General features: G+C 72.1%; 8 protein-coding genes. 3 read left to right on the top strand and 5 right to left on the bottom strand.

Annotated elements, in window-relative coordinates; translation table 11 throughout:
* Positions 1 to 418: 418 nt before the first annotated feature.
* On the top strand, positions 419 to 1,858 hold the full coding sequence (locus ACIWVC_RS33380) for a non-reducing end alpha-L-arabinofuranosidase family hydrolase (RefSeq protein ID WP_396447648.1): 1,440 nt from the start codon (positions 419 to 421) through the stop codon (positions 1,856 to 1,858).
* A gap of 9 nt (positions 1,859 to 1,867) precedes the next feature.
* On the opposite strand, the gene ACIWVC_RS33385 is transcribed toward ACIWVC_RS33380, so the two are convergent.
* Together ACIWVC_RS33385 and ACIWVC_RS33390 are read right to left on the bottom strand one after the other, a co-directional pair.
* Positions 1,868 to 2,530, bottom strand: coding sequence for a response regulator (locus tag ACIWVC_RS33385; RefSeq protein ID WP_396447650.1), 663 nt, complete (start codon positions 2,528 to 2,530; stop codon positions 1,868 to 1,870).
* Positions 2,527 to 3,657 (bottom strand): sensor histidine kinase, encoded by a 1,131-nt coding sequence (locus ACIWVC_RS33390; protein WP_396447651.1) that lies wholly within the window; start codon positions 3,655 to 3,657, stop codon positions 2,527 to 2,529. Before ACIWVC_RS33390 ends, ACIWVC_RS33385 begins: the two co-directional genes overlap by 4 nt.
* A gap of 224 nt (positions 3,658 to 3,881) precedes the next feature.
* Here ACIWVC_RS33390 and ACIWVC_RS33395 point away from each other — a divergent pair, with 224 nt between their 5' ends.
* Positions 3,882 to 6,017 (top strand): MMPL family transporter, encoded by a 2,136-nt coding sequence (locus tag ACIWVC_RS33395; protein WP_396455073.1) that lies wholly within the window; start codon positions 3,882 to 3,884, stop codon positions 6,015 to 6,017.
* Between the two features lie 72 nt (positions 6,018 to 6,089).
* Here the strand turns inward: ACIWVC_RS33395 and ACIWVC_RS33400 are convergent, their stop codons facing one another.
* Complete coding sequence (locus ACIWVC_RS33400) at positions 6,090 to 6,563, bottom strand: carboxymuconolactone decarboxylase family protein (protein WP_396447653.1); 474 nt, start codon at positions 6,561 to 6,563, stop codon at positions 6,090 to 6,092.
* A gap of 164 nt (positions 6,564 to 6,727) precedes the next feature.
* Between ACIWVC_RS33400 and ACIWVC_RS33405 the strand changes: the two genes are divergently transcribed.
* On the top strand, positions 6,728 to 7,660 hold the full coding sequence (locus tag ACIWVC_RS33405) for an NAD-dependent epimerase/dehydratase family protein (protein ID WP_396447654.1): 933 nt from the start codon (positions 6,728 to 6,730) through the stop codon (positions 7,658 to 7,660).
* Here the strand turns inward: ACIWVC_RS33405 and ACIWVC_RS33410 are convergent, their stop codons facing one another.
* Positions 7,661 to 7,852 (bottom strand): winged helix-turn-helix transcriptional regulator, encoded by a 192-nt coding sequence (locus ACIWVC_RS33410; RefSeq protein WP_396455074.1) that lies wholly within the window; start codon positions 7,850 to 7,852, stop codon positions 7,661 to 7,663. It lies immediately after the preceding gene.
* A gap of 138 nt (positions 7,853 to 7,990) precedes the next feature.
* Positions 7,991 to 8,368 carry a hypothetical protein gene (locus ACIWVC_RS33415; RefSeq protein WP_396455075.1) on the bottom strand — a complete coding sequence of 126 codons (378 nt, stop codon included), beginning with the start codon at positions 8,366 to 8,368 and terminating at the stop codon, positions 7,991 to 7,993.
* Positions 8,369 to 8,704 lie beyond the last annotated feature (336 nt).

An 8,704-nucleotide genomic window follows, 5' to 3' on the forward strand; every position in this document is an offset into this window, starting at 1 on the left:
GGATCCTCCGCAACGCCTTCGTCCGGGGCGTCACCGAATTCCCCGTCACCCTCACACCGCGCTGAATCAACTCATACGGCTGAATCAACTCGTGCGGCCATTCGACTCGCGCGGCTGAATCAACTCGCGCGGAGGAGCACGAGCGCCCTCGGCGCCGGTGGTCGCGTTCGGCCGTCGGCAAGGGCGCCGGGGTGGCGGAAGCGGCGGCATGTTATCGCTAACAGAAGCAGCCGGGACGCCCCGCGTCAAGGCCGCATGAAAGTTTCACGGCGCAGCCGGCCATCGCTCCAGGTAAAAGGCGCGGCACTGAATCTCCGGAAATACACCCTTGACACTCGCGGCCGCGGTTTCGAAACTCGATCACCGAGCGGACTCCGCTGCCGGGGTGGTGGGGAGCATCATGCACAAGGAGTAAATGATGTCCCCACCCCCATTCGCCGTGCGCCGCACCCGCCTGCACCGCAGGAATGTGATCGCGGCGGCCGTGCTCCTGCTCGCCTCGGCGGTGACCGGGCTGCTGACCGCGCAGAACGCCCGGGGCGCCGTCGCGTGCAAGGTCGACTACAAGGTCACGGCCCAGTGGAACAACGGCTTCACCGCCGCCGTCACCATCGACAACCTGGGCGACGCGGTCAACGGATGGGAGCTGAGCTGGACCTTCGGCTCCGGCCAGCAGATCACCCAGATCTGGAACGCCGTCAAATCCCAGTCCGGGTCGGCGGTGACCGCGAGCGACGCCGGCTACAACGCGGCCGTCCCGTCCGGCGGCAGCGTCTCCTTCGGATTCAACGGATCGTGGAGCGGCTCCAACCCCGTGCCCGGCGCGTTCTCCCTGAACGGCGCGGTCTGCACCGGTGAGCCGGGCCCGACGTCGACCGCGACGCCCCCGGACGACACCGGAACGCTTCCGTCGAGTTTCACGTGGCATTCCAGCGGCGCGCTCATCGCACCGAAGTCGGACGCCTCCCACAACGTCGCCGGAATCAAGGACCCGTCGGTCGTCTACGCCAACGGCAAATGGCACGTGTTCGCGAGCACGGCCAACTCGTCCGGCTACAACCTGGTCTACACGAGTTTCACCGACTGGTCCCAGGCCGGGTCGGCGCCGCAGTACTACCTCGACCAGAGCGGCATCGGGACCGGATACCGGGCCGCGCCGCAGGTGTTCTACTTCGCGCCCCAGAAGAAGTGGTACCTCGTCTACCAGACCGGCAACGCGTCCTACTCGACGACCAGCGACATCAGCGACCCCGGCTCCTGGTCGGCGCCGAAGAACTTCTACTCCGGAATGCCGGACATCATCCGGGACAACATCGGCAGCGGCTACTGGGTCGACATGTGGGTGATCTGCGACGACACGAACTGCTACCTGTTCTCGTCCGATGACAACGGGCACCTGTACCGGTCGCGGACCAGCCTCGCGAACTTCCCCGACGGCTTCTCCGAGCCGGTGATCGCGATGCAGGACTCGAACGCGTACCGGCTCTTCGAGGCGAGCAACGTCTACAAGGTGCAGGGCACCGACCGCTACCTGCTCCTCGTCGAGGCGATCGGCGGCGACGGCCGGCGGTACTTCCGCTCCTGGACGTCCACGAGCATCGCCGGGTCGTGGACGCCGCTCGCCGCCGAGGAGAGCAACCCGTTCGCCCGCGCGAGCAACGTGACCTTCGACGGCACGCCCTGGACGAGCGACATCAGCCACGGCGAGATGATCCGCGCCGGGACGGACCAGACCCTGACGATCAGCCCGTGCGACATGCGGTACCTGTACCAGGGCAAGGATCCCGACGCGGGCGGCGACTACAACTCGCTGCCGTGGCGGCTCGGCCTGCTGACCCAGACCGGCTCCGCCTGCTGACCGGCGTGCTCAGCCGGTCCGGGGCGACACCAGGCCGGACTCGTAGGCCAGGACGACCAGCTGGGCGCGGTCGCGGGCCCGGAGCTTGATCATGGCCCGGTTGATGTGCGTCTTCGCCGTCACCGGGCTGATCACCATCCGGGCGGCGATCTCGTCGTTGGACAGGCCCTGCGCGGCCAGGGCGACGGCCTCGCGCTCCCGGTTGGTCAGCTCCTTCAGCGCCGTCCCGGCCCCCGGGTCGAGCGGCTGCGCCACGTACCGGCTGATCAGCATCCTGGTGATGGACGGCGCGAGCAGCGCGTCGCCGCGCGCGGCGACGCGGACGGCGTGCAGGAGGTCGTCCGGCTCGATGTCCTTGACCAGGAACCCGGCGGCGCCGGCGCGCAGCGCGTTGAACACGTACTCGTCGAAGCCGTAGTTGGTCAGGATGACGACGTGCACCCCGGCCAGGGCGGGGTCGGCGGCGATGCGCCGGGTCGTCTCGATGCCGTCCATGACCGGCATCTGGATGTCCATGAGCGCGATGTCGGGCAGGTGCTCGCGGGTCAGCGCCAGCGCCTCCGCCCCGTCCGCGGCCTCGGCGACCACCTCGATGTCGTCCTCGGCGTCGAGCAGCGCGCGGAACCCGCCGCGCAGCAGCGACTGGTCGTCCACCAGCAGGACGCGGATCACGACGGCCGGCCCACGGGGAACTCGGCCTGCACGCTGAAGCCGCCCTCGCTGCGCGGTTCGGCGCGCAGGCGGCCGCCGAGGGCGGTGACGCGCTCGCGCATGCCGAGCAGCCCGGTGCCCGGCACCGGCGCGGCGCCGGGCACGGCCTTGCCGTCGTCGTCGACCCGCACGGCGAGGGTGCCCGGACGGTAGTCGATCCGGATCGTCGCCGTCTCGGCGGCGGCATGCCGGGCGGTGTTGGTGAGCGCCTCCTGGACGATCCGGTAGGCGGTCCGGTCGACCGCGACCGGCACGTCGTGCCGCTGCCCCTCGATCGTGAGCGTCGTCTTCAGGCCGATCCCCCGGGCGCGTTCGACCAGCTCCGGGACGTGGTCGAGCCCGTGCGGCGGGATCCTGGCGTCGTCGCGGAGCGTGTCGAGGGTGGCGCGCAGCTCCCGGTTCGCCTCGCGGGCGGCGTCGCGGATCGCCAGCAGCGCCTCCGGGACGTGCTCGCCGCGCTTGCGGGCCAGGTGGACGGCGACCCCGGACTGCACCTTGATGATCGAGATCTGGTGGGTGAGCGAGTCGTGCAGCTCCCGCGCGATGTGCAGCCGCTCCTCGGTGGCGCGCAGCCGGGCGGCCTCCTCCCGGGTGCGCTCGGCCTCGTCCGCGCGCCGCTCGGCCTGCCGCAGCGCCTCGCCCGCGGCGCCCGCGGCGACCAGCCAGGCCAGCTCCAGGACGCCGCGGGCCCGGGTGAACGCGTCGCCGACGGACCCGTCCGCCGGCGAGGCCATGATCGCCAGCGGCAGGACGGCCAGCAGGACCGCGCTCACCGCGACGGTGACGATCCGGTGCCCCGCCCGGAAGGCGGTGTACACCGCGAACAGGTACGCGACGGCGGGCACGTCGAAGCCGATCGCCTGGTATCCCGCCGCGCAGAGCCCGGTGGCGGCCAGGACCGGTATCGGAGCGCGGCGCCCGGCGGCCAGCACCAGGCCGCTCGCGGCCACCAGCGCGTAGCCGAGCCAGGCGAGATCCGTGGCGGGGTGGTCCTCGGCGAGCGCGGTGGCCAGCAGCACCGCGGCCACGAAGACCGCGATCGCCCAGCCGCTGCCCCTGGCCCACAGCCGCCGCAGTCCTGTGCTCATACGCGAACCCTAACCAGGCGCCGCCCGGGTGCGGCTCATGCTCGCAGACGAGCCGCCGGCTACTGCGGACGCAGTACTTCCGCGGCCTCTGCAATTCCCGCGGTAACGGGCTGCGCCGCCGGCGGTAGCGCGAATTGCATGCGCTCGGCGGACGACCAGCACCGTTCCCGGAAGGCAAGATCGACTCACATTCCCTCATCGGATGTGAGCGACTTATGGAAGAAATGAGATCGACCGAGACTCCCCGTGCGGGCGGAGCCTTGGCGGGGCTCGCCCGCTTCTGCTACCGGCGCCGGCGCCTGGTCCTGCTGGCCTGGATCGCCGGCGTGCTCGCCGTGGCGGTCGCCGGATTCCGCTTCGGCGCCGCACCCGACAACGACTTCTCCGGCGGCGGCTCCGGCTCCGGCAAAGCACAGGAACTGCTCGAAAAGCACTTCCCCGAACGGCAGGGCGACACGCTCACTCTCGCGATCAAGGCGGAAAAGGGAATCGACGACCCCGCCGCGCGGCGGACCATCGAGAAGGTCATCGCCGACCTGGACGCCTCGCCCGTCACCGGGCCGGTGGCGTCGCCGTACCAGCACCGGGAGCTGGTGACCGGCGATCGGCGGATCGCCCGCACGACCATCCCGCTGACCGACGGCGACCCGGAGAAGGCGGACGTCAAGTCCCTGGTGACCACGGTCAAGGACGCGTCCGGCGGCGGGGTGACGCTGGGGCTCGGCGGGGAGCAGGCGGAGAAGGCCGAGACCCCCGCGCAGGGCCCGGCGGAGAGCATCGGCGTGCTGGCGGCGGCGGTGATCCTGTTCGTCGCGTTCGGGTCGCTGGTGGCGATGGGCCTGCCGATCGTGACCGCGCTGACCGCGATCCTCGGCGGCATCGCGCTGATCAAGCTGGTGGGGCACGTGGTACCGGCGCCGGACTTCACCGTGCTCGTCGCGGTGCTGATCGGGCTCGGCATCGGCATCGACTACGCCCTGTTCATCGTGACCCGCTTCAGGGAGGCCCGGCAGGACGGCGACGACCCCGAGGCCGCCACCGCGAAGGCGATCGCCACGGCCGGCCACGCGGTGCTGTTCGCCGGCACGACCGTCATGATCGCGCTGCTGGGCCTGGTCGTCATGGGGCAGCGGCTGATGACGGGCGTGGCGATCGCCGCGTCGGTGACCGTGCTGGTCACGATGGCCGCCGCGGTGACCCTGCTGCCGGCGTTCCTGGGCTTCACCGGGCGCAGGATCGGCCCGCTGCGGCGGCCGCGGCGGGGCGGCGGGCAGCGCCGCACCCCCGCCGAGCGGTGGGCGGGCATGATGCAGCGCAGGCCGCTGGTCGCCGCGGTGCTGGCCGGCGCCGGCCTGCTGGTGCTGGCCGCGCCCGCGCTGTCGATGCGGCTGAGCTTCCCGGACGCGAGCGTGCAGCCCCACGACCGGAGCAGCTACACGTCCTACGAGATCCTCGCGGAGGGGTTCGGCCCCGGCTACGGCGCGCCGCTGGTCTTCGCGACCGAGGCCGGCTCCGGGGGCGCCGACCTGCGTCCCGTCGCCGGGGCCGTCGGCCGCACCGAGGGCATCGCCCTCGTCACGCAGCCGCAGGTCAGCAGAGACGGGCGGGCCGCGTTCTTCATGGCCTTCCCGGAGACCGGGATCCAGGACGAGGCGACCCCGGCCCTCGTGCACCGCCTCCGCGACGGCGTGCTCCCCGACGACGTCTACGTGGGCGGGCCGAACGCCACCGCGATCGACTTCGCCGACGAGGTCGGCTCGCGGCTGCCCTACATGATCGCGGTCGTCATCGCGTTGTCCCTGGTGCTGCTGGTCGCGCTGGTCAGGTCAGTCACGATCGCGGTGCAGGCGGCCGTCATGAACCTGCTGTCGATCGGCGCCGCCTACGGCGTGATCGTCGCGATCGTCCAGTGGGGGTGGCTCGGCTCGCTCTTCGGGTTCCCGGCCGAGATGCCGGTCACCGCGTGGGTGCCGATGATGATGTTCCCGCTGCTGTTCGGCCTGTCCATGGATTACGAGGTCTTCCTGGTCTCGCGGATCCGGGAGGAGTACGAGCGCACCGGCGACACCCGGGCGGCCGTCACCCGCGGGCTCGCGCGCACCGCGAAGGTCATCACGGCCGCGGCCGCCATCATGATCTGCGTCTTCACGACGTCCCTGCTCGGCCCGGACGTCTCGGTGAAGCAGATCGGCCTGGGCATGGCCGTCGCCGTGCTCATCGACGCCACCGTCGTCCGGATGGTCCTCGTCCCCGCGGTGATGGAGCTGTTCGGCAAGGCCAACTGGTGGCTCCCCGGCCGCCGGACTCCCCGGCCGGCCGCGGCCCCGATGCCGCGGGTCGGGGAAGAGGTCGGAGCCTGACCTGCGGTGCCGCCGCACGCACCAGGGCCGCGGGCGCCGTCCGGCGCCCGCGGCCCTGGTGCGCGGTGCGCGTCAGCCGAACTGGCCGGGCTGGTAGTCGCCGGCCGGCTGCTGGGTCATGACGTTGCCGCGGTTGAAGGCGTTGATGACGGCGATGACGCACACCAGCGCCGCGAGCTGCTCGTCGTCGTAGTGCTTGGCGGCGTTCGCCCACACGTCGTCGGGGACGCCGCCGGCCGCGTCGGCGATCCGGGTGCCCTGCTCCGCCAGTTCCAGGGCGGCGCGCTCGGCCTCGGTGAACACCGTGGCCTCGCGCCAGGTCGCCACCAGGTTGAGGCGGGTCGCGGTCTCGCCGGCGTGCGCGGCCTCCTTGCTGTGCATGTCGACGCAGAACGCGCAGCCGTTGATCTGGCTGACGCGGAGCCGCACGAGCTCCTGCGTCGAGCGCGGCAGCGTCGAGTCGGGGATCGCGTGGCCCGCCGCGACGAGGTGCTTCAGCACCTTGCCCATCACCGGGCTCTCGAACAGGTTCAGGCGCGGTTCCATCGTGCTCTCCTCACGTTCTCGCGGTTGCACCCTCACGACGGGACGGGCGCGGAGGTCTGTGACACCTCCCGGATGTGACGTGCGCCATGCCGCCGCCCATGTCACAGTCGGCCGGGCCGTCTCGTCCCCGCTTGTAGAGACCGATTCAGGGAAAGGTGATGGTCATGCGAGTGTTCGTGGCAGGCGGGACGGGCGTCCTCGGCCGCAGGCTGGTGCCGCAGCTGCTGGAGCGCGGCCACCAGGTGACGGCCACGGCGACGAGCGAGGCCAAGCTCGGCCTGCTGGAGGACATGGGCGCGGACGGCGTCGTCATGGACGGGCTGGACGCGGCCTCGGTCAACGAGGCGGTCGCGGCCGCCCGGCCGGACGTGATCGTCCACCAGATGACCGCGATCTCCGCGGCGCACGCGGGCAAGGCCGACATGAAGCACATGGACCGGTGGTTCGCGGGCACCAACCGCCTCCGCACCGAGGGGACGGACAACCTGCTGGCCGCCGCCGAGGCGAACGGCGTCCCCCATTTCGTCGCGCAGAGCTACGGCGCCTGGAACGGGATCCGCGAGGGCGGCCGGGTGAAGACCGAGGAGGACCCGGTCGACCCGATGGCGGGCACCCCCGCCGAACCGGGGATGAAGGCGATCCGCCACGTCGAGGAGGCGGTCCTCAAGGCGGGCGGCGCCGTCCTGCGCTACGGCTGGTTCTACGGCCCGGGCGCCATGGACGACCTGGTCGGGCCGGTGCGCAAGCGGCAGTTCCCGGTCGTCGGCGGAGGCACCGGATACTGCTCGTGGGTGCACCTGGACGACGCGGCGTCCGCCACCGTCCTCGCCGTGGAGCAGAAGGCGCGGGGGGTGTTCGCGATCGTCGACGACGAGCCGGCCCCGGCCGCGGAGTGGCTGCCCTACGTGGCCGAGTGCGCGGGAGCGAAGCGCCCGCTGAAGGTCCCCGCGTGGCTGGCCCGCCCCCTGGCCGGCGACGTCGCGGTGATCATGATGACGGAGGGGCGCGGGTTCTCCAACGCCAAGGCCAAGCGGGAACTCGGCTGGGAGCTGCGCTACCCGTCCTGGCGGCAGGGCTTCAAGGCGGAGCTGGCTTGATCAGCCGCGGGGCGCCCCGCTGCCGTCGTGGCGCCGCCTGGCGCGCTCGACGTGCTCCAGGTTCGTCTCGGCCCACTCGGAGAGGTGGGCGAAGAGGGGGCCGAGGCTGCGGCGGAGGTCGCTGATCTCGTATTCGACGCGCGGCGGCACCTCGGGGTGGTAGGTGCGGACGACGAGGCCGTCGCGCTCCAACTGGCGCAGGCGCTGGGTGAGCCCTCGGCGAGCCGAACCCGAACTGCGGCTCAGCCCGGACGTCGAGCGGGTGCTCGGCCGCGCGCCCCGCCCCTTCGCCGAATGGGCCCGCCGCAACATCGAGGCCTTCCGGTAGGGCTAACGGCGTTTGCGCTGGGCGCGGCGCTCTTCTTCGACCGCGTCGAAGAACCATTCCGGGAGGACGCCTCCGGCGCGGAGCGCCTTCCGTTCTTCGGGGGTCAGGCGCTCGGCCGCGACGTCGACGGGAACCGCGTAGGACTTGAGGCGTCCGCTGGACGCGTCCTGGCCGATCTCGCGGGCGAAACCGGTCGAGCCGCCGCCTTCCATGCCGCCGTTCGCGCGCCGGTTGGGAACCGCGGCACCGAGAATCCGGAGAGGGGCGGTCCACCAATTCCTTGATCGCCGGGCCAATTCGGGAACTGCGGCCTCCCAGGCCAGCCGGGAATCCTGGACCGGCCTGTTCGCCACCCAATTCTTGGGACGTGCGACCGCCATTGAGCACCTCTTTCCGCCGCGGGCTGCCGGTGGATCATACTCCCGCGGGGACGGGCGGCATCCGCGCGCGGCGGCGCGCGCGGCGGTCCCCGGCCGGTCGCGGGGCGGTCGGCGGGCCGCCCCGCGACGGGCCGCGGCGCGTCCGGCCTCCGGCGGAAGGAGGAGGCCGGACGCGCCGGACCAGGGGCTGCGGCGCGGCGCCCGGAGGCGGCGCGCCCCGGGCGAGGGGTCAGGCGACGTCGAGGTCGCGGCGGCGTTCGGCCCACTGCAGGGAGTGGCGTATGGCGTCCTCGATGGTGTACTCGGGCTTCCAGGAGAGGAGGTCCCACGCCTTGT

The sequence above is a fragment of the Actinomadura sp. genome (assembly GCF_044508335.1).
Lineage (GTDB): Bacteria > Actinomycetota > Actinomycetes > Streptosporangiales > Streptosporangiaceae > Spirillospora.